The sequence below is a fragment of the Thermomonas sp. genome, assembly GCF_047606765.1.
GTDB lineage: Bacteria > Pseudomonadota > Gammaproteobacteria > Xanthomonadales > Xanthomonadaceae > Thermomonas.
Genome location: NZ_JASGED010000038.1, coordinates 17,720 through 36,613, shown reverse-complemented (window position 1 = coordinate 36,613; position 18,894 = coordinate 17,720). Strand labels below are relative to the sequence as shown.

Here is an 18,894-nt window from a genome sequence, read left to right as displayed (position 1 = left end):
TGCCGTCATTCCGGCGAAAGCCGGAATCCAGCTCTTGAGCAAACAGTAAGAAGCTGGATTCCGGCTTTCGCCGGAATGACGAACCCACAGGCTTCAGTGCTAATCGGCGTTGTACTCAACCTCGCCGTACAGGTCATGCTCGTCGCTGCCCATGATGCGGACATGGGCAAACTCGCCCGGCACCAGCCCTGCCTCGCGCCCGTCCTGCACCTGCACCAGCCCGTCGATTTCCGGCGCATCCGCCATCGAGCGGGCGATGGCAAGTTCACCGTCGATGGCATCGACGATCACCTTCTGCACCGTGCCGACCTTGGCTGCAAGACGCGCTTCGGAAATCGCCGCCTGCCGCTGCATGAAACGCGCCAAGCGTTCCTGCTTCACGTCTTCTGGCACCGGGTCAGGCAATTCATTGGCCTTCGCGCCTTCCACCGGCGAATAGGCGAACGCACCGACGCGATCAAGCTGTGCTTCGTCGAGGAAATCCAGCAATTCCTCGAACTCCTGCTCCGTCTCGCCGGGAAAACCGACGATGAAGGTGCTGCGGATGGTCAGCTCCGGGCAGATGCCGCGCCAGCGCTGGATGCGTTCCAGCGTCTTGTCCACCGCGCCGGGGCGCTTCATCAGCCGCAGCACGCGCGGGCTTGCGTGCTGGAACGGGATGTCGAGATACGGCAGCAATTTGCCGTCCGCCATCAGCGGAATCACGTCATCGACATGCGGATACGGATAGACGTAATGCAGGCGCGTCCACACGCCAAGTGTGGACAGGCCTTCGCACAGCGCCTTCATCCGCGTCTCATAGACGTTGCTGCCCCACAGTCGCGGCGCATATTTCAGGTCAACGCCGTAGGCGCTGGTGTCCTGCGACACCACCAGCAATTCCTTGACGCCGCCGCGCACCAGTTTTTCGGCCTCACGCAACACCTCATCGACGGGGCGCGACACCAGATCACCGCGCATCGACGGGATGATGCAGAAGCTGCAACGGTGGTTGCAGCCTTCGGAAATCTTCAGATAGGCGTAGTGCTTCGGCGTCAACTTCAAGCCGTAGTCGGGCAGCAGATTCACGAACGGATCATGCTTCGGCGGCAGCGCCGCATGCACCGCATCCATCACGCTGGCGTAGTCCTGCGGGCCGCTGATGGACAGCACATCGGGATACGCCTGACGGATCACCTCGCTGCGCTTGCCCAGGCAGCCGGTGACGATGACCTTGCCGTTTTCCGCCATCGCCTCGCCGATGGCATCCAGTGATTCGGCCACCGCGCTGTCGATGAAGCCGCAGGTGTTGACCACCACCACGTCGGCATCGTCATAGGTCGGCACCAGGTCGTAGCCTTCGACCCGCAACTGGGTGAGGATGCGCTCGGAATCGACCAGCGCCTTGGGGCAGCCGAGGCTGACGAATCCAACTTTGGGCTGTTGCAGGGACATGGCGGCGGCTATGTGCTGGGCGCGGGATTATAGTCCGCGTATCCGGCACCGTCCTTCACCCGCACAGGAGCACGCCATGAGCCGCTGGGCACTGCATCCACAACTGGCGCAGGACACCGTGCCGGTGATCGAACTGCCGCTGTGCGAAGTCCGCCTGATGGACGATGCCAACCATCCGTGGCTGGTGCTGGTGCCGCGCGTGGCCGATGCGGTCGAATTGATCGACCTGGACGCCGCGCAGCGACACGCACTCACCGACGAGATCGATGCCGCTTCACGCGCGCTGAAAGCACTGTTCCAGCCGGACAAGCTCAACGTGGCCGCACTCGGCAACATGGTGCCGCAGTTGCATATCCATGTCATCGCGCGCTATCGCGAGGACATCGCATGGCCGCGCCCGGTCTGGGGCGTGGCGAATGCGCGGCCCTACGCGCCGGAACAACTGGTGGAGCGGGTCAGCGCGCTGGGCGCGGCGCTCACGTCTTCGGCAACGTGACCCCGGTCTGGCCCTGGTACTTGCCGCCGCGATCCTTGTAGCTGGTTTCGCACACGTCATCGGCATCGGCCTGGAAGAACAGCATCTGCGCCACGCCTTCGTTGGCGTAGATGCGCGCCGGCAACGGCGTGGTGTTGGAAAACTCCAGAGTGACGTGGCCTTCCCACTCCGGCTCCAGCGGCGTGACATTCACGATGATCCCGCAACGCGCGTAGGTGCTCTTGCCGAGGCAAACCACCAGCGTGTCGCGCGGGATGCGGAAGTATTCGACCGTGCGCGCCAGCGCGAAGGAATTGGGCGGGATGATGCACTCGTCGGCCACCACGTCAACGAAGCTCTTGGGGTCGAAGTGCTTGGGGTCAACAATCGTCGAGTTGATGTTGGTGAACACCTTGAACTCGCGCGCGCAGCGCACGTCGTAGCCATAGCTGGAAGTGCCGTAGCTGACGATGCGGTTGCCATCAATCTGCTTGACCTGGCCGGGCTCGAACGGCTCCAGCATGCCGTGTTCCTGCGCCATGCGGCGAATCCAGCGGTCGCTCTTGATGCTCATGCGTATGCCCCAAATGGAAGCCGCGATTATATAGGGTGGGATTTATCCCACCGTCGCGACGACAGAGATTGGCGATGGTGGGCGAACCCCACCCTATAGCAGCGACGCCACGATCCCGCTGCGCAGCTTCGGGCGCTTGTCCAGTTCGGCCAACAGGGCACGGGCAGCGGCGCGATAGGCCTGCGCAGCCGCTGAATCGGGCATCGCCGCGACGATCGGCATGCCGGCATCGCCCTGTTCGCGGATGCCGATTTCAAGCGGCAGCGCGCCCAGCACCGGCACGCCGTACTGCGCGGACATGCGCGCCGCACCGCCTTCGCCGAACAGATGCTCGGCATGCCCGCAGTTGCCGCAGACATGCACTGCCATGTTTTCCACCAGCCCGAGCACCGGGATGGCGACCTTCTCGAACATCCGCAGCGCCTTGCGCGCATCCAGCGTGGCGATGTCCTGCGGGGTGGTCACGATCACAGCGCCGGCCACCGGGATCTTCTGCGCCATCGTCAGCTGGATGTCACCGGTTCCCGGCGGCAGGTCAACCACCAGCACGTCGAGGTCAGCCCAGCGGGTATCGGTGAGCAATTGGGTCAGCGCCGAGGTCGCCATCGGCCCGCGCCAGATCATCGGCGTGTCCTGATCCACCAGCAGGCCGATGGACATGGCTTCGATGCCATGCGCGCGCATCGGCGTGATGCTCTTGCCATCCGGGCTGTCCGGCTTGCCTGAAAGACACAGCATCATCGGCACGCTGGGGCCGTACACGTCGGCATCCAGCACGCCCACCGCCAGCCCTTCGGCAGCCAGCGCCAGCGCCAGATTGACTGCCGTGGTCGATTTGCCCACGCCGCCCTTGCCGGAGCCGACGGCGATGATGTTGCGGACGTTGGCGAGCGGCTTCAGCTCGCCCTGCACGGCATGGGCGGAAAGACGCGGCATGTCAGGCCCAGCCCAGCGCCTCCAGCGCGCGCAGCAGGCCATAGGCGATGCCGCCAGCGGCCGGGATGGTGAGTATCCACGCCCACACGATGCGTTCGATGGTGCCCAGCTTGAGCTTGCGCGGGTTCTTGGCGAAGCCCACGCCCATGATGACGGTCGATACCGTGTGCGTGGTCGAAACCGGCATGCCGAAGTGGGCCGCTGCCATCAGCACCGTGGCCGAACTGGTGTCCACCGCGAAGCCGTCCAGCGGCTGCAGTTTCACCATCTTGTGGCCCAGCGTCTTGATGATGCGCCAACCGCCCGAAGCCGTACCCGCCGCCATCACCAGTGCGCAGGTGATCACGATCCAGAGTGCGACTTCGTTGTCGGCGGCACCGGCCTTGGGATGCAGGAAGCCGAGCCACGCCGGCAGGTCGTCGAGCGCGCCGGATGCCTGCGCGCCGAACAGGGTCAGCGCGATGATGCCCATCGTCTTCTGCGCATCATTGTGGCCGTGGGCATAGCCCATGTAGGCGGCAGACACGATCTGCATCTTGCCGAACACCATGTTGATCCAGCGCGGACGCGCCATCCGCTTCAGCAGGCCACCGGCGCGTTCCATGCCGGAGATCATCGCCCACAGCAGCACGATCAGGGTCATGCCCAGCAGGAAGCCGACCAGCGGCGATGTCACCATCGGCACCAGAACCTTCCAGACCAGCCCCTTGCTGTGCGCCCAGTCGGCACCGGACTGGATCCAGATCAGCGCGTTCCAGTCGTTGTGCGCGGCAGCCAGCGCCGCGCCGCACAGGCCACCGATCAGCGCGTGCGAGGACGAAGACGGCAACCCGAACCACCAGGTCACCAGATTCCACACGATCGCGCCCAGCAATGCGCACAACACCAGTTGCGAAGTGACTTCGACCACGTCGGTGTTGACCAGCCCGGTGGCGATGGTGGCCGCAACCGCAGTGCCGGTCAGCGCGCCGATCAGGTTCATCACCGCCGCCAGACTGACCGCCTGGCCCGGACTCAGCACCTTGGTGGCCACCGACGCGGCAATGGAATTGGCGGTGTCGTGGAAGCCGTTGATGAACTCGAAAACGAGCGCGGCAAGGATCACCACTAGTACAAGCGTCAGCATGAGATCACCTTCGCCAGCCCCCTTGAGTCAAGGGGGTGGCCTCGCCGCGATGCGGCGAGGTGGGGGTTGTGGAAGCATGCATGTCCGGCATCGGCAGCGCCGATGTCGGTGTGGCCGGAGTCAGCCGCCCTGCAGGTCGCGCCAGATCGCATTACGAGTTCTTCAGCACGATCTGGTAAACCACCACGCCGGCCTCGCGGCAGCGGTCGATGGCCTTCTCCAGAATCTCGAAGAACTCCTTGAGCAGGAACATCTGCAGGCTGTCGAGGCGACCGGAGTAGATCTCGCGGTACAGCTCCAGCATCAGCCGGTCGGCTTCGTTCTCGATCGAGCGCAGCCTGTCGTTCAGCACGGTCATGCTGTCGATGTTCATCTTCTGCAGCTCATGCACCATTTCCACCACCACGGCAGCGGCCTGCTCCAGCATCGCCGCGCGCGGCGCGAAGTCGATGTTCTCCAGATGCCGGGTTGCCAGTGCGTAGCGGTCGGCGAACTTCTCGATCTGCTTGGGGATCTTGTACAGGGCCGATCCCAGCGCCTCGATGTCCTCGCGCTCGATCGGGGTGATGAAACTGTCCACCAGTGCCCGCCCGATCTTGTCCGAAGCCGCGCGCTCGCGCTGGCGGGCCAGCTTGAAGGCGTCCAGCGCGGGCTGGCGGTCGGTGGTCTTCATCAGCGCATGCAGGGCCTTGGCGCTGTCGTGGGCGGCGGTGGCCGCTTCATCCAGCAGGATGTAGAACTGCTGGCCGGAGCCGAAGATCGTCTGCAACGAGAACATGGGGAAGGCCTGTAATGCGGAACGACGGTACGCAATTATGACGGTTCGATGGCGGACATGCGCGCCTGCCGGGCCTGTTATCATCCGCCGGCGCCCCGCGCGCAGCCCATGGACGACACGCCCCCGCCCGCCGCCACGCCAACGTCCCCGCCGCCCGCCACCGGGCGTTGCGTTGCCGTGGCCCACCCACAGCCGGTAGCGCGCCATGTTTGAACTGCTCGCCATCGTCCTGTTGCTGATCCTGCTCAATGCCTTCTTCGCGCTGTCGGAGATGTCGGTGGTCACCTCGCGCAAGGCGCGGCTGAAGCAGCGCGCGGAAACCAGCCGGGGGGCGCACAAGGCGCTGGAACTGGCCGAACACCCCGAGCGCTTCCTTTCGACGGTGCAGGTGGGCATCAGCCTGCTCACCATCCTCACCGGCATGCTGGGCGGCGATGCGCTCAGCGCCATGATCAGCGCGCAACTGGCCGAATCCGCGCCCATCCTCGGCAAATACGCCAAGACCGCGGGCGACGTGCTGGCCGTCGGCCTGATTACCTACCTCAGCATCGTGCTGGGCGAACTGCTGCCCAAGCGGCTGGCTTTGCTGGCGCCGGAACGGCTGGCGTCCTTCGTCGCCCTGCCGATGCACTGGCTGTCGAAAATCGCCACCCCGGCGGTCTGGCTGCTCAGCGTGTCGGTGCGCGGCCTGCTGAAGCTGCTGCGGGTCGATGGCAGCGACAACTCGCAGGTGACCGAGGAAGAAATCCAGATGCTGGTCAGCGAAGGCCATGAGCAAGGCCTGCTGGATCTGGACGAGCGCAACATGCTGAACCGGGTCATGCGCCTGGGTGACCGCACCGCCGAAAGCCTGATGACGCCGCGCACCCGCATCGCATGGCTGGATGCCGACGCGCCGCTGGCCAGCAACCTGACCACGATGCAGGAGCAGTTGTACGCGCGTTACCCGGTGTATCGCGGCAGCGACAGCGACGTGGCCGGCATCCTCGAAGTGAAAGCGCTGCTGGAGGAGTTCGGCAAGCCGCAGCCTTCGCTGTTCAACAAGCTGCGCGCGCCGGTGTTCGTGTCCGAATCCACCCATGCCCTGAAGCTGCTGGAAATCCTGCGTGAAGAGCAGCAATCGATGGCGATGGTGGTCGATGAATACGGCGACATCCAGGGCCTTGTCACCATCGACGACATCATGGATGCAGTGGTCGGGCGGCTGCAGGCCGGCAGCGAATCCAGCGGCGACGAGGCACTGGTGGTGATGCGCGAGGACGGCTCGCTGCTGGTCGATGGTGGCCTGCACCTGGACGAATTGCGCGAACTGACCGGCGAGCGCCTGGCCGATGCCGATGAGCTGGACTACAACACCACCGCTGGCCTCGTGATCTCCCACTTCGGGCGCATCCCGCATGTCGGCGAGCACTTCCGGCTGGGCGCATGGCGGATCGAGGTGGTGGATCTGGATGGCCCGCGCATCGACAAGCTACTGCTGCAACGGGAGCAAGCCACAGGCAGGGACACAGGCGATGCCTGACCACGCCCGCGCGCGCGAGACCGGCACCCGCGCCCTGCTGGATGCATTGCTGGAAGGCGATCCGGAACAGCGGCTGGTGTTCCATGACCTGTTGGCCGGGCTGGGCCGGCGCACATTCGGGATGATGCTGTTCGTGGCGTCACTGCCCGCCTTCATCCCGATTCCCGGCGTTGCCGGCGCAATCAGCGGCCCGTTGTGCGCACTGGTGGGCGTGCATCTGCTGTTCGGCATGCGCAAGCCGTGGCTACCGCGCTTCATCGCCAACCGTGGGCCGCGCAGGCGCAGCCTGCAATTGTTCGACGAGATGATGTCGCCGTGGCTGGCGCGGCTTGAACATCTGGCCAGGCCGCGCCTGACCGGCATGCTGGAACATCCGCTGGCGGCGATGTTCACCGGCCTGCAACTGGTGCTGCTGGGCCTGCTGCTGGCGCTGCCGATTCCGTTCACCAACTATCTGTTCGGCGTGCTACTGCTGGTCTATGCACTGGCCCTGCTGGAGCGTGACGGTTTGTTGATGCTGCTGTGCTGGCTGGTGGGCATCGCCACCATCGTGGTGTTCGGCGTGCTCAGCGGATCGCTGGCGGCGGCTGCCACCAAGTGGATCGGCGGGTTGTTCTGACGCGGCTGCCTCGTGCCGAGCAAGCTCGGCACCTACGATGGTGATCTGTCGTTTGTAGATGCGGAGCTTGCTCCGCATGCATGAAATGACTCAGCGCAGCAACCGCGCGAACTCCGCCGCGTTCATCGGGTGCCCCAGCCAGTAACCCTGCACCAGATCGCAACCGCGTTCGCGCAGCAATTCGTACTGGCCCGGCTTCTCCACGCCCTCGGCCACCACGATGACGCCCAGTGAATGTGCCATCGCCACGATCGCGGTGGTCAGCGCCAGATCGTCCGGGTCACGCAGCAGGTCGGTGATGAAACTGCGGTCAATCTTCAAACCATCCACCTGCACCCGGCGCAGGTGACTGAGGCTGGAATAGCCGGTGCCGAAATCATCCAGCCACACGCGCACGCCTGCCCGGCGCAGGTGCGCAAGCAGTGCGGTGGCATTGGCTTCGTCGCCCAGCACGGCGGTCTCGGTCAACTCGACGTGCAGCCGCCCCGGCACCAGATCCGCCGCCTGCAATGCGCCTGCGATCTGCTGCACCAGATCGCCACTGCGCAGCTGGCGCGGCGAGACATTGACCGACACGAACGGCGGCTCTGCCGCGCCGCGCGGCACCGGCCACTGCGCGGCTTCATGGCAGGCCGCGCGCATCACCTGAGGGCCAAGCGTCTCGATCAAGCCGCTCTGCTCGGCCACTTCGATGAACACCGCCGGCGAGATCGCGCCGTCTTCGGGGTGCTGCCAGCGCAGCAAGGCCTCCGCACCCACCAGCACGCGGTCACTGGTGCGGTAGATCGGCTGGTAGGCCAGGCTCAGTTCACCGCGATCCCATGCGCCGCGCAGGTCATGCTCCAGCCGCATGCGGCGCTCCACCGCCTGATCCATGCTGCGGCTGTAGAAGCGGTAGCAATGCTTGCCGGCCAGCTTGGCCTGGTACATCGCGATGTCGCCGTTCTTCATCAGCTGCGAAGCGCTGGCGGCATCGTCCGGGAATACGGCGACACCCACCGACGCCCCCAGGAACACCTGCCGCCCGTGCAGCAGCAACGGTTCGCCCAGTTCCTGCACCAGCGTCTCCGCAAGCCGGGTCACCATGCCGCGTACGTCGGCATCGGATTCGCGCTCGGCGACCTCCAGCAGCACCACGAACTCATCGCCACCAAAGCGCGCAACCATCGCGTCCGCGCCATGCAGCGCCTGCACTGCCCGGCCGATGCGGGTGGCCGCCTGCAACAGCACTTCGTCACCAGCCTCGTGGCCCAGGGTGTCGTTGACGCGCTTGAAATCGTCCAGATCGATGAACACCAGCGCCAGTTGCCGGCCCGCGCCCTGCAAGGCGCGCATGCGCTGATCCAGCGATTCGCGAAAAGCCAGCCGGTTGGACAAGCCGGTCAGCGCATCGCTGTAGGCCACGCGGCGGATGTCGCGGTCGTGCCGGGCCACGCTTTCGCGCATGCGCCCGAAGGTGCGGATCAGGTCGCCCAGTTCGTCATCGCGCCCGGTATTTGGCACCGGCGAGCTGAAATCGCCGGCCTCGATCTGCTTTGCGGCATCACCCAGCATGCGGATCGGGCGCATCAGCAGGCGATGCACCAGCGCCGTGGCCGCAACCGCCACCACCGCGATACCCGCCGTCAACAGCAACAGCCAGCCCAGGCTGCGCCGGCCCACGGTATCGATCGACCCGCGCAGCCCGGCCAATGCACGCGCCTCGGCCTGTTCCATGCCCACCATCGAATAACCGATGCGCACGCCACCCAGGCGCTCCTCGCCGATCATCACCGGCGATGACACGTCCAGCACATGCCCCTGCAGGCGGGTATGCGGGCCCGTGGCGGCGATCACCTCCGCCGCCAGCGCGTCATCCATCGGCTGGCCGTAGGCGGCGATGTCGCCGGAGCCATCGTGCAGCACGCGGCCCTGCGTGTCATACACCAGGATGTAGTCCACGTCGGATTCACGCAGCGCTGCGCGCGCCAGCGTGCCGATGGCATCCAGGTCGAAGTAGTACATCGGGTTGGCCAGCGCATCGGCCAGTTGCTGGACGGTGGTCTCGCCGTTGCTGCGCGCCTGCTCGGACAGCAGGCCGTGCATCGCCGCACGGGTCACGTCGATGATCTCGTGCTGGCTGCGCTGCTGGCGGTTCCAGAACAGCGCCATCACCAGCACCACCACCACGGCCAGCAACAGGATGATGGTGTAGAACCGCGCCTGCAGGTTCAGCCGGAAGCGCTTCACTCGACCTCCGCCCGCACGCGCTGCACGCCCGCACCCAGTTGCTCCAGCGCCCGCCTGTCCTCATCCCCCATCGGCACGAAGCGCGATGTGCCGGAAAACCGGCGCAGGGCCTCGCCCGCCTCGGGATCCATCACCGCTTCCAGCAAGACTTCGCGCAGCCGCGCTTCCACTGCCGGCGGCAGGCCACTGCGCGCAAGAATCAATGCGCGCGGCACCTCCTGGGTGCGGCCGATGATGCGGAAGTCACGCGCGAATGCAGCCGGCATCCGCTGCGGATTGGCCCAGTCCAGATTGCTGAGTACGCCCACATCGACCAGCCGCTTGTGTACCCAGGTGGTGATGTTCAACTCGGTGCGTGCAAACAGGTAACCCACCATGTCCGGCGATGCCTTGTCCATCGGCGAGAGCAGCGGCTCCAGCGTCAGGCCTTGCTCCAGCAGCTTCGCCGCCGGCAGGTAGTAGGCACTGGTGGAATACGGGCTCTGGAAGGCGATGCTGCGCCCGGCCAGATCCTGCAAGCCGCGCACCGGGCTGTCGTTGCGGACAAAAAACACGCTGTGGTAACTGGTGGCGCGCTCGCGTTCGGAGGACAGGAAGGCGTGCGCCACGCCGCGCCGTTCCAGCACGGCGGCGTTGCCGGCGGTCTCGTTGATCCAGTCCACCCGGCCACGGCGCAGGTAGCTGCCCATCTGTTGCAAATCCTTCGCCATCAGCACACGCCCGCTGCGGATGCCGACCGATGCCATGCGCGGCACCACGTAGTCGAGCAGCGGCTTGAGCTGGTCGTAATGCGCCTTGGGATCGTCGCTGACGCGCCCAAGCACCAGCACGCTGGCGTCATCGTCCACGTCCTGCTGTGCCTGCGCGTGCGCGGACAGCGGCGTCCACGCCAGCAGCAGGCAGAGCAGGCTTGCCAGGATCGACGGTAGGCTTCGTTGCAAGCGTGGTGCTTCCTGTTCCCCGCGATGAGCCTAACCGATTTTTCCGCCAGCGTCGGCCTGTGCGGCCAGCCGCGCCATCCGCTGCGCATCCGCCAGCACGCCGCGCAGCAGGCGCACGTCGGCGCTGTCCAGGTTGGCGCGCAGGTACAAGCGGCGCAGCTTGCGCATCGCGGAGTCCGGCGCACGGCCCTTGTGGAAGTCGATCTGGTCAAGGGTGTCCGCCAGTTGTCCGAACAGGCCTTCCAGCTCCGCGTGTGAAGCCGCGCCCTCGCCCGGCGGCGGCGTGCGCGCCTCGGCGAGTGGCATATCGGCATCGCCCAGCAGCGCGCAGCGCAGCTCGTAGCTCAATACCTGCACGGCGGCGGCGAGATTCAGGGAACTGAACGCCGGATCGGACGGGATATGCACCGCCGCATGGCAGAGCTGCAATTCCTCGTTGGTCAGGCCGGTGCGCTCGCGCCCGAACACCAGCGCCACCGGCCCACTGGCCGCAGCGGCAACGGCGCGGCGAGCGGCCTCACGCGGGTGCAACGGCTCCAGCTGGATGCGCCGGTTGCGCGCGGTCGCGCCCAGCACCCAGCGGCAGTCGGCCACGGCCTCGGCCAGCGTGGAAAACACCGGCGCGGCCTCGACCAGATCATCCGCACCTGCCGCCATCGCGCGGGTATCGCGGTCGGGCGCTTTTTCCGGTGCGACCAGCACCAGTTTGCTCAGGCCCATGGTTTTCATCGCCCGCGCGGCAGCGCCGATGTTGCCGGGATGCTGGGTGCCGACCAGCACGATGCGCAGGTCGGATGCCGCCTTGGATGGATCGCTCATCCGGCAATGGTAAACTTCGCGCCCCGGCCCGCGCGCCGGGTTCGCTCTTTTCCGCCGTTGCCCATCCCTTCCTCATTCGATTCGAGGCGCTTTCGCCATGCAGAAACCCGTCGTCAACGTCATGGTCAAGGCGGCCCGCGCGGCCGGCAACGTGCTTTTGCGCAGCATGCACAAGCTCGACGCCATCAACGTGGTCGAGAAAGACCGCATGGACTACGCCAGCGAAGTCGATGAACAGGCCGAGCAGGCCGTCATCAAGGAACTGCGCCGCGCCTACCCGGATGCCGCGTTCCTTGGCGAAGAAGGCGGCGCGCAGGGCAAGAAGAGCAATGCGGTGTTCGTGATCGACCCGCTGGACGGCACCAGCAACTTCCTGCACGGCTTCCCGCACTGGTGCGTCTCCATCGCGCTGGTCGAAAACGGCGAGCCGCAGCACGGCGTGATCTTCGACCCGCTGCGCAACGAGTTGTTCACCGCCAGCAAGGGCAGCGGCGCGGTGCTGAACGACAAGCGCATCCGCATCTCCGAACGCAAGGACCTGGCTGGCGCGATGCTGATTACCGGCTTCCCCCCGCGTGAGCGCGAGCGCGCCCCGGCGCATCTGGAATGCGTGCGCGAACTGCTGCTCCACGCCGAGGACATCCGCCGCACCGGCTCCGCCGCACTCGACCTGGCCTACGTGGCCTGCGGTCGTGCCGATGGTTATTTCGAAGCCGGGGTGAAGCCCTGGGACATCGCTGCCGGCGTGCTGCTGGTGCGCGAAGCCGGTGGCCGCGTCTGCGACTTCCGGGGCGCAGCCACCGGGCCGATGGACGCGCGCGGCATCCACGGGCGGCAGCTGGTGGCCGGCAACCAGAAGCTCAGCGCGGAATTGCAGAAGGCCATCGTGCAATCCGGCTACGCGGTGGCGTTCGCGTAGGCAACCGCCACACCTTTCATTGATCGTGTAGGGGCAGGCCCCCGTGCCTGCCCTTGCCTACATGATCCTAATCCATGGGCAGGCACGGGGGCCTGCCCCTACGGGGTTGTTGTTACGGCAGGCACGGGACGACCTGCCCCTACGGGGTTGTTACGGCCGGCGCGCCAGCTCCGCCTCATCCTTCGCCTTCGGCATCAAATCCTGCTTGGTCACCTTCAGGAAGCCCATGGTCAGCAGCGGGCAGGCGATGAAGATCGAGGACAGGGTGCCGATGATGATGCCGATAATCATCGCCTCGGCCATGCCGCGCAACGAATCGCCGCCGTAGAAGTACAGCGCCACCACCGACAGCAGGGCCACGAACGAGGTAATGACGGTACGCGACAGGGTCTGGTTGATCGAGGTATTGAGCACGGTCATCGCATCCGCGCGCATGCCACGGAAGTTCTCGCGCACGCGGTCGAACACCACGATGGTGTCGTTGATCGAAAAACCCATCACCGACAGCACGCCGGCCAGCACGTTGAGGTCGAACTCGTGCCCACTCAGCGCAAACCAGCCAACGCAGATCAGCACGTCGTGCAAGGTGGTGGCGATGGCGGCCAGCGCGAACTTCTTCTCGAAGCGGGCCGAGATGTAGAACAGGAAGCCAACCAGCACGAACAACACGGCATACAGGCCGTTGATCGCCAGATCCTTGCCGACCTGCGCGCTGATCACCGAACTGCTGCGCTTCTGGGCCGGGTTGCCCGCAAGCGAAGCTGCCTTGGCCACCGCATCACCGATGCTGCTGGCCTGGTCGGTGCCCGCGTCCTGCTTGCCGTCGCCCACCTGCAGGCGCACCAGCAGGTCGTTGCCGCTGCCGAAGTTCTGCACCTGCGCGCCGTGGAAGCCGGCGGCGTCCAGTTGCTCACGCACGGTGTCCACGTCCGGGGCCTGGTCGTAGCGCAACTCCACGCCAACACCGCCGGTGAAATCCAGCGCGAAGTTGAAGCCACGCACGCCCATCGCGGCGAACGACACGACCAGCAGCAACAGGGCGACGGTCAGCGAAATCCAACGCAGGCGCAGGAAATCGATCTTGCTGTCGTAGGGGAACACATTGAATGGTTTCATGTCGTGTGCTCCTTCAGATCGCGACCGACTTGAGCTTCTTGCGACGCCCGTAGATCAACGTGGCGATGCCGCGCGAGACCGATACGGCGGTATAGGCCGAGGTGGCGATGCCCAGCATGGTGGTCATGCCGAAGCCCTTCAGCGGGCCGCTGCCGAAGGCGAACATCGCAAGACCTGCCAGGAAGGCGGTGACGTTGGCGTCCAGGATGGTGCCGGACGCGCGGTCGTAACCCTCTGCGATGGCCTTCTGCGGTGGCAATCCAAGCCGCAATTCCTCGCGTATGCGTTCGTTGATGAGCACGTTGGCATCCACCGACATGCCCACGGTCAGCGCGATGCCGGCAAGGCCCGGCAGGCTCATGGTGGCCCCCATCACCGACATCAGCGCGAACACCATCAGCAGGTTTATCAGCAGCGCCATGCAGGTGATGATGCCGAACATCCGGTAATAGAACAGGAAGAAGACCAGCGCGAACAGGAACGAGCCACCCACCGCCATCAAGCCACGGCGGATGTTTTCCTTGCCCAGGCTGGGGCCGATGGTGCGCTCGTCCACGAACTCCATCGGCGCGGCCAGCGCACCGGCGCGCAGCAGCAGTGACAGGTCGCCGGCTTCCTTCATGCTCTCAAGACCGGTGGTCTGGAAGTCGCGGCCCAGCGTACCCTGGATGGTGGCGACCGAGATCACCTGCTCGCTGACGCGGGTGCTGCGCACCTCCTGCCCGTCAACGGTCTTCACCTCGGGGATGCGCTCGATATAGACCACCGCCATCTGCTTGCCGACGTGCTGGCTGGAATAGTCGAACATGCGCTGGCCACCCACGCTGTTCAGGCGCACGCTGACCGCCGGAGTGCCGGTATTGGAATCGAAAAATGCGGTCGCGTTCTGCAACTGCTCGCCCGATGCGATCACGCGCTTGTTCAGCAGCACCGGCAGCGGCTTGCCATCGGGGCCGATGTTCTTGCTCTGGTACAGGCGCGCCTCGGGCGGCACGTTGCCGGTCTCGCGCGCTTCAACGGCATTGCCTTCGACCACGCCGCGATATTCCAGCGTCGCCGTTGCACCCAGGATGCGCTTGGCCTGCGCGGTGTCCTGCACGCCCGGCAACTGCACCGCCACGCGGTCTGCGCCCTGGCGCTGGATGATGGGTTCGGACACGCCCAGTTCGTTGATGCGGTTGCTCAGGGTGGCGATGTTCTGCTGCACCGCATCGGTCAGCATCTTGTCCAGCTCGGGCTGCGGGATGCGTACCGTCACCGTCTCGCCCTGCGCGTCGATCTGGTAGGTCGGCATGTCGCGAGCGATCAGCCTGCGCGCGTCGGCATTGTCCTGACCCGGCGCGAGCTTGGCGACCACGGCATTGTCATGACCGGCCGGTTCCACCGACAGGTAACGCACCTTGTTGTCACGCAACAGCACGCGGATGTCTTCGGCGGTGGCGTCGAAACGCTTGCCCAGCGCGGCATCGCGATCCACCTGCATCAGGAAATGCACGCCGCCGCGCAGGTCCAGGCCCAGATACATCGGGTCGGCACCGATCTTGCGCATCCACGCCGGCACGGTCGAAGCCTGGTTCAGCGCCACCACGTAGCCACCGCCCAGCGCCTCGCGCACGGCATCGGCAGCCTTCGATTGGTCGTCATCGCTGGCAGTACGCACCAGCAGGTTGTCGCCACCTTCCACCGCCACCGATTTGAACGGCACCGATGCGGTCTTCAGCGCGGCCTCGACCCGCTGTTTCAGCGCGTCATCAACCTGCGCGCCACGGTTGGCGGTGATCTGCACGGCGGGGTCCTGCGGGAAGGCGTTGGGCGCGGCGTACAGCACGCTCAGCACCAGCACCAGCAGGGCGACAAGGTATTTCCAGCGGGAATATTCAAGCATCACAACACCCCGTACGCAGCCACCAAGGCCGCGCTGTATGCATCGGGAAAAAGGATCAGGCGGACTTCAGCGTGCCCTTGGGCAACACATTGGCGATGGCACCCTTCTGCACGCGCAGTTGCACGCCGCTGGCGACTTCCACCGTGATGAAGCTCTCGCCAAGCTCGGTCACGGTGCCGGCAATGCCGCCGCTGGTGATGACTTCATCGCCCTTGCCCAGCTTGTCCAGCATGGCGCGGTGTTCCTTCTGCCGCTTCATCTGTGGGCGGATCATCAGGAAGTACATGATCGCGATCAGGATGATCGGGAACAGCAGGGTGGACATCATGCTGGGGGCGGCGGGCGCGGTGCCGGCAGCCTGGGCATGGGCGGCGGGGATCAGGAAATCAAGCAGGTTCATGCGGGAATCCGTGGGCGCTAAAGCGGAAGGTGGCCCGAAGGCCAGCCGGGGATTATGCCACGCCTTGCCCGCCCCCTCCCCCTGCGGAGGCAGGGTGAGGCCGGGAGCGGGTGCTCTTGCCTGCATCGAGGGGAGCACCTCCCCAGCCTGCGCAGGGGAGTCAGTCAGCGACGTGCCGCGTAGAAGGACTCCCGGAACGCCGCAAAGGTTCCCGCCGCGATGGCATCGCGCATCTGCGCCATCAGCCGCTGGTAGTAGCGCAGGTTGTGCAGGGTACCCAGCATCGGGGCCAGCATTTCGTTGCAGCGGTCGAGGTGGCGCAGGTAGGCGCGGCTGTAGCCACCGGCGCAAGCCACGCAATCGCAACCTTCCTCGATCGGGCGCAGGTCGTGCTCGTACTGCGCATTGCGCACGCGGATGGTGCCGGTCGAGGTGAAGAAATGCCCGTTGCGGGCGTTGCGGGTCGGCATCACGCAGTCAAACATGTCGATGCCGCGCGCCACCGCTTCCACCAGATCTTCCGGCCGGCCCACGCCCATCAGGTAGCGCGGGCGATCCGTCGGCAGCTGCGGGCAGGTGTGGTCGAGCATGGCGTTGCGCTCGGCTTCGGTCTCGCCCACCGCAAGGCCACCCACCGCATAGCCATCAAAACCGATCTGCTGCAGCCCTGCGGCGGACTGGCTGCGCAGGTCGTGATGCACCCCGCCCTGCACGATGCCGAACAGCGCCGCGTCATTGCCCGCATGCGCCTGCTTGCTGCGTTCCGCCCAGCGCAGCGAAAGCTGCATCGAACGCTCGATCACACGCTTGTCCACCGGCTTGCCATCCACATGCACCGGCGGGCATTCGTCGAAAATCATCACGATGTCGCTACCCAGCACCTTCTGGATGCGCATGGATTCCTCGGGGCCAAGGAACACCTTGCTGCCATCGGTGGGTGCGGCGAAGGTGACGCCGGCCTCGGTGATCTTGCGGCGATGGGCCAGCGAAAACACCTGGAAGCCGCCGGAGTCGGTCAGGATCGGCCTGTCCCAGCGCGCAAAGCCATGCAGCCCGCCGTGCGCCTCGATCACGTCCAGACCGGGCCGCAGGAACAGATGGAAGGTATTGCCGAGGATGATCTGCGCGCCGAGCGCCTCGATCTGCGGCGGCAGCACGCCCTTGACCGAGCCATAGGTGCCCACCGGCATGAACGCCGGGGTTTCGATCACGCCACGCGGAAAACTGATGCGCCCGCGCCGGGCTGCGCCGTCGGTTTTCAGCAGGTCGAAGGACATGCGGCTCATGGCGCGGCATCCGTGACAGTGTCGGGCATGGGGTGCTCTGGAAAGCGCGCCATGGATGGCGCGCGGCGGCGCATGGCGCGCCTGCCGGGTACGTCATTCCCGCATGGGCACCCCAACCTGTCATTCCGGCGAAAGCCGGAATCCAGTTTTTGCATCTGCGCTAAAAGTCTGAAGAGCTGGATTCCGGCTTTCGCCGGAATGACGAGTAAAAGACTCACGCCAAACCCTCCTGAGGCCACAGCAACATCGCATCCCCGTAACTGAAGAAGCGATAGCATTCGCGCACTGCATGTTCATACGCAGCGAACACACGTTGCTTGCCGGCAAACGCCGACACCAGCATCAGCAGCGTCGATTCCGGCAGATGGAAATTGGTCATCAGCGCATCCACGCTGCGGATGCGGTAGCCGGGATAGATGAAGATGCGCGTATCGCCCGAAAACGGCTGCAACTCGCCATCCATCAAAGCACTCTCCAGCGCGCGCACCACGGTCGTCCCCACCGCGATCACCCGCCCGCCCGCCTCGCGCGTGCGGCGCACCTGCTCAACCAGATCCGCACCCACGTTGATCCATTCGCTGTGCATGCGGTGGTTGTGTACATCGTCCACCCGCACCGGCTGGAACGTGCCCGCGCCAACGTGCAGCGTCACATGCCCGAACTGCACACCCTTCTCGCGCAGCGCCGCCAGCAACGCATCATCGAAATGCAGGCCGGCCGTGGGCGCGGCCACCGCGCCGGTTTCACGCGCGAACACGGTCTGGTAGCGCTTCGCATCCGCCGCATCCGGGCGGCGCTCGATGTACGGCGGCAACGGCAATTGCCCGGCCTGCTGCAACCATTGCGCCAGCTCGCCTTGCACATGGAAGCGCAGATGCCAGAAGCCATCCTCACCACGCGCCAGCACTTCCGCCTCGCCACCCGCGTCCAGCGCGATCCGGCTGCCGACCTGCGGCGGCTTGCTCACGCCAATCTGCGCACGCGCTTCGTTATCCGGCAGCAAACGTTCGATCAGGATTTCAACGCGACCGCCGGTGGCCTTCTGCCCGAACAAGCGCGCCGGAATCACGCGAGTGTCGTTGAACACCAGCAGATCACCCGCCCGCAGCAGCGAAGGCAAATCACGCACCTGCATGTCCGCGAATGCCGCATCACCCGGCGGCACCACCAGCAGGCGGCTGGCGGAACGCTCGGGCAACGGCGCCTGCGCGATCAGATCCTGCGGCAGGTCGTAGTGGAAGTCGGAAGTTTTCAACGTTGACCCACCCTACCGCTCAAACTTCGTCGAAAGAATGATCGAGCTGTTGGTGCGCTCCACGCCATCAATCGCACCGATGCGGTCGGTCAGCACGTCCATCTCGCCGACGGTGGCGGTGACGGCCTGTGCGATCAGGTCGTGGCCGCCGCTGATGGAATACAGCACGCGTACTTCGTGCATGGATTGCAGCGCCTTCACCACCGCCGCCATCTGCTTGGGCCGCAGGGTGATGAGGATGTGCGCGCGGATGCGGTTGCGTTCCAGTTCGTCGTCGATGCGCACGGTGTAGCCACGGATCGTGCCCTGCTGCTCCAGCCGGGCGATGCGGTTCTGCACCGTGGTGCGCGACAGGCCAAGCCTGCGGGCGATGTCGGCGGTGGAGGCGCGGGCGTCCTCGCGCAACAGGGACAGCAGCAGTTCGTCGGCGGGGGTAATGCGCATTTCGCCATCCGGCATCGTCGATTCGACGGATTATACGGTCGAAACGGTCGATTCCGCCCTACCGATCGACTGCAATCCCCGGATAATGGCGGTTTGGCACCAGCCCAGCCGGCTGGCGCATCTGCTGGAGGAAGCA

16 protein-coding genes and 3 pseudogenes are annotated in these 18,894 nt (G+C 65.6%); 4 read left to right on the top strand and 15 right to left on the bottom strand.

Translation table 11 applies throughout. The features are described 5' to 3' along the window. Positions 1-99 precede the first annotated feature (99 nt). Positions 100-1,434 carry a 30S ribosomal protein S12 methylthiotransferase RimO gene (gene rimO / locus QM612_RS03980; protein WP_415252599.1) on the bottom strand — a complete coding sequence of 445 codons (1,335 nt, stop codon included), beginning with the start codon at positions 1,432-1,434 and terminating at the stop codon, positions 100-102. Between the two features lie 76 nt (positions 1,435-1,510). Between rimO and QM612_RS03975 the strand changes: the two are divergent. Beyond that, positions 1,511-1,916 (top strand): annotated as a pseudogene (locus tag QM612_RS03975) (HIT domain-containing protein); the annotation flags it as partial. Here QM612_RS03975 and dcd read toward each other — a convergent pair. The 4 genes from dcd to QM612_RS03955 all read right to left on the bottom strand — a co-directional run bounded on the left by dcd (position 1,911) and on the right by QM612_RS03955 (position 5,323). Further along, positions 1,911-2,483: a dCTP deaminase gene (gene dcd / locus QM612_RS03970; RefSeq protein WP_415252598.1), complete on the bottom strand. Its 573-nt coding sequence runs from the start codon at positions 2,481-2,483 to the stop codon at positions 1,911-1,913. The pseudogene QM612_RS03975 and the gene dcd overlap by 6 nt on opposite strands. Positions 2,484-2,576: 93 nt before the next feature. Beyond that, a complete protein-coding gene (gene apbC / locus QM612_RS03965; RefSeq protein WP_415252597.1) occupies positions 2,577-3,419 on the bottom strand; it encodes an iron-sulfur cluster carrier protein ApbC in 843 nt (280 codons plus the stop codon). 1 nt (position 3,420) lies between these two features. Continuing rightward, positions 3,421-4,545 (bottom strand): inorganic phosphate transporter, encoded by a 1,125-nt coding sequence (locus tag QM612_RS03960; RefSeq protein ID WP_415252596.1) that lies wholly within the window; start codon positions 4,543-4,545, stop codon positions 3,421-3,423. Between the two features lie 151 nt (positions 4,546-4,696). Next, positions 4,697-5,323: a DUF47 domain-containing protein gene (locus QM612_RS03955; protein ID WP_415252595.1), complete on the bottom strand. Its 627-nt coding sequence runs from the start codon at positions 5,321-5,323 to the stop codon at positions 4,697-4,699. Positions 5,324-5,528: 205 nt separating this feature from the next. Between QM612_RS03955 and QM612_RS03950 the strand changes: the two genes are divergently transcribed. After that, a complete protein-coding gene (locus QM612_RS03950; RefSeq protein ID WP_415252594.1) occupies positions 5,529-6,845 on the top strand; it encodes a hemolysin family protein in 1,317 nt (438 codons plus the stop codon). Beyond that, entirely contained in the window at positions 6,838-7,464 is a 627-nt protein-coding gene (locus QM612_RS03945) for an exopolysaccharide biosynthesis protein (protein WP_415252593.1), read from the top strand. The genes QM612_RS03950 and QM612_RS03945 overlap by 8 nt, the downstream gene beginning before the upstream one ends. Before the next feature lie 90 nt (positions 7,465-7,554). On the opposite strand, the pseudogene QM612_RS03940 reads toward QM612_RS03945, so the two are convergent. The 4 genes and pseudogenes from QM612_RS03940 to QM612_RS03925 all read right to left on the bottom strand — a co-directional run. Next, positions 7,555-8,298: pseudogene (locus tag QM612_RS03940) on the bottom strand (putative bifunctional diguanylate cyclase/phosphodiesterase); the annotation flags it as partial. Positions 8,299-8,370: 72 nt separating this feature from the next. Beyond that, a pseudogene (locus tag QM612_RS03935) lies at positions 8,371-9,549 on the bottom strand (diguanylate cyclase domain-containing protein); the annotation flags it as partial. 140 nt (positions 9,550-9,689) lie between these two features. Further along, entirely contained in the window at positions 9,690-10,634 is a 945-nt protein-coding gene (locus QM612_RS03930; protein ID WP_415252592.1) for a phosphate/phosphite/phosphonate ABC transporter substrate-binding protein, read from the bottom strand. A gap of 30 nt (positions 10,635-10,664) precedes the next feature. Beyond that, positions 10,665-11,453 carry an RNA methyltransferase gene (locus QM612_RS03925; RefSeq protein ID WP_415252591.1) on the bottom strand — a complete coding sequence of 263 codons (789 nt, stop codon included), beginning with the start codon at positions 11,451-11,453 and terminating at the stop codon, positions 10,665-10,667. Positions 11,454-11,550: 97 nt separating this feature from the next. Here QM612_RS03925 and QM612_RS03920 point away from each other — a divergent pair, with 97 nt between their 5' ends. After that, positions 11,551-12,372, top strand: coding sequence for an inositol monophosphatase family protein (locus tag QM612_RS03920; protein WP_415252590.1), 822 nt, complete (start codon positions 11,551-11,553; stop codon positions 12,370-12,372). Between the two features lie 150 nt (positions 12,373-12,522). Here the strand turns inward: QM612_RS03920 and secF are convergent, their stop codons facing one another. The 6 genes from secF to QM612_RS03890 form a co-directional block, all read right to left on the bottom strand. Beyond that, a complete protein-coding gene (secF, locus tag QM612_RS03915) occupies positions 12,523-13,488 on the bottom strand; it encodes a protein translocase subunit SecF (protein WP_415252589.1) in 966 nt (321 codons plus the stop codon). Between the two features lie 13 nt (positions 13,489-13,501). Continuing rightward, complete coding sequence (gene secD / locus QM612_RS03910) at positions 13,502-15,373, bottom strand: protein translocase subunit SecD (RefSeq protein ID WP_415252588.1); 1,872 nt, start codon at positions 15,371-15,373, stop codon at positions 13,502-13,504. Between the two features lie 55 nt (positions 15,374-15,428). Continuing rightward, positions 15,429-15,773, bottom strand: coding sequence for a preprotein translocase subunit YajC (gene yajC, locus QM612_RS03905; protein ID WP_415252587.1), 345 nt, complete (start codon positions 15,771-15,773; stop codon positions 15,429-15,431). A gap of 164 nt (positions 15,774-15,937) precedes the next feature. Then, positions 15,938-17,059 (bottom strand): tRNA guanosine(34) transglycosylase Tgt, encoded by a 1,122-nt coding sequence (gene tgt / locus QM612_RS03900; protein ID WP_415252586.1) that lies wholly within the window; start codon positions 17,057-17,059, stop codon positions 15,938-15,940. A 214-nt stretch (positions 17,060-17,273) separates the two neighbouring features. Then, entirely contained in the window at positions 17,274-18,314 is a 1,041-nt protein-coding gene (gene queA, locus QM612_RS03895) for a tRNA preQ1(34) S-adenosylmethionine ribosyltransferase-isomerase QueA (protein WP_415252585.1), read from the bottom strand. Between the two features lie 12 nt (positions 18,315-18,326). Next, a complete protein-coding gene (locus QM612_RS03890; protein ID WP_415252584.1) occupies positions 18,327-18,758 on the bottom strand; it encodes an Lrp/AsnC family transcriptional regulator in 432 nt (143 codons plus the stop codon). Positions 18,759-18,894 lie beyond the last annotated feature (136 nt).

Bases quoted from the DNA above. Each gene is read 5' to 3' on its own strand.
- rimO (WP_415252599.1), bottom strand. From the start codon at position 1,434: ATGTCCCTGCAACAGCCCAAAGTTGGATTCGTCAGCCTCGGCTGCCCC.
- dcd (WP_415252598.1), bottom strand. From the start codon at position 2,483: ATGAGCATCAAGAGCGACCGCTGGATTCGCCGCATGGCGCAGGAACAC.
- apbC (WP_415252597.1), bottom strand. From the start codon at position 3,419: ATGCCGCGTCTTTCCGCCCATGCCGTGCAGGGCGAGCTGAAGCCGCTC.
- QM612_RS03960 (WP_415252596.1), bottom strand. From the start codon at position 4,545: ATGCTGACGCTTGTACTAGTGGTGATCCTTGCCGCGCTCGTTTTCGAG.
- QM612_RS03955 (WP_415252595.1), bottom strand. From the start codon at position 5,323: ATGTTCTCGTTGCAGACGATCTTCGGCTCCGGCCAGCAGTTCTACATC.
- QM612_RS03950 (WP_415252594.1), top strand. From the start codon at position 5,529: ATGTTTGAACTGCTCGCCATCGTCCTGTTGCTGATCCTGCTCAATGCC.
- QM612_RS03945 (WP_415252593.1), top strand. From the start codon at position 6,838: ATGCCTGACCACGCCCGCGCGCGCGAGACCGGCACCCGCGCCCTGCTG.
- QM612_RS03925 (WP_415252591.1), bottom strand. From the start codon at position 11,453: ATGAGCGATCCATCCAAGGCGGCATCCGACCTGCGCATCGTGCTGGTC.
- QM612_RS03920 (WP_415252590.1), top strand. From the start codon at position 11,551: ATGCAGAAACCCGTCGTCAACGTCATGGTCAAGGCGGCCCGCGCGGCC.
- secF (WP_415252589.1), bottom strand. From the start codon at position 13,488: ATGAAACCATTCAATGTGTTCCCCTACGACAGCAAGATCGATTTCCTG.
- secD (WP_415252588.1), bottom strand. From the start codon at position 15,373: ATGCTTGAATATTCCCGCTGGAAATACCTTGTCGCCCTGCTGGTGCTG.
- yajC (WP_415252587.1), bottom strand. From the start codon at position 15,773: ATGAACCTGCTTGATTTCCTGATCCCCGCCGCCCATGCCCAGGCTGCC.
- tgt (WP_415252586.1), bottom strand. From the start codon at position 17,059: ATGAGCCGCATGTCCTTCGACCTGCTGAAAACCGACGGCGCAGCCCGG.
- QM612_RS03890 (WP_415252584.1), bottom strand. From the start codon at position 18,758: ATGCGCATTACCCCCGCCGACGAACTGCTGCTGTCCCTGTTGCGCGAG.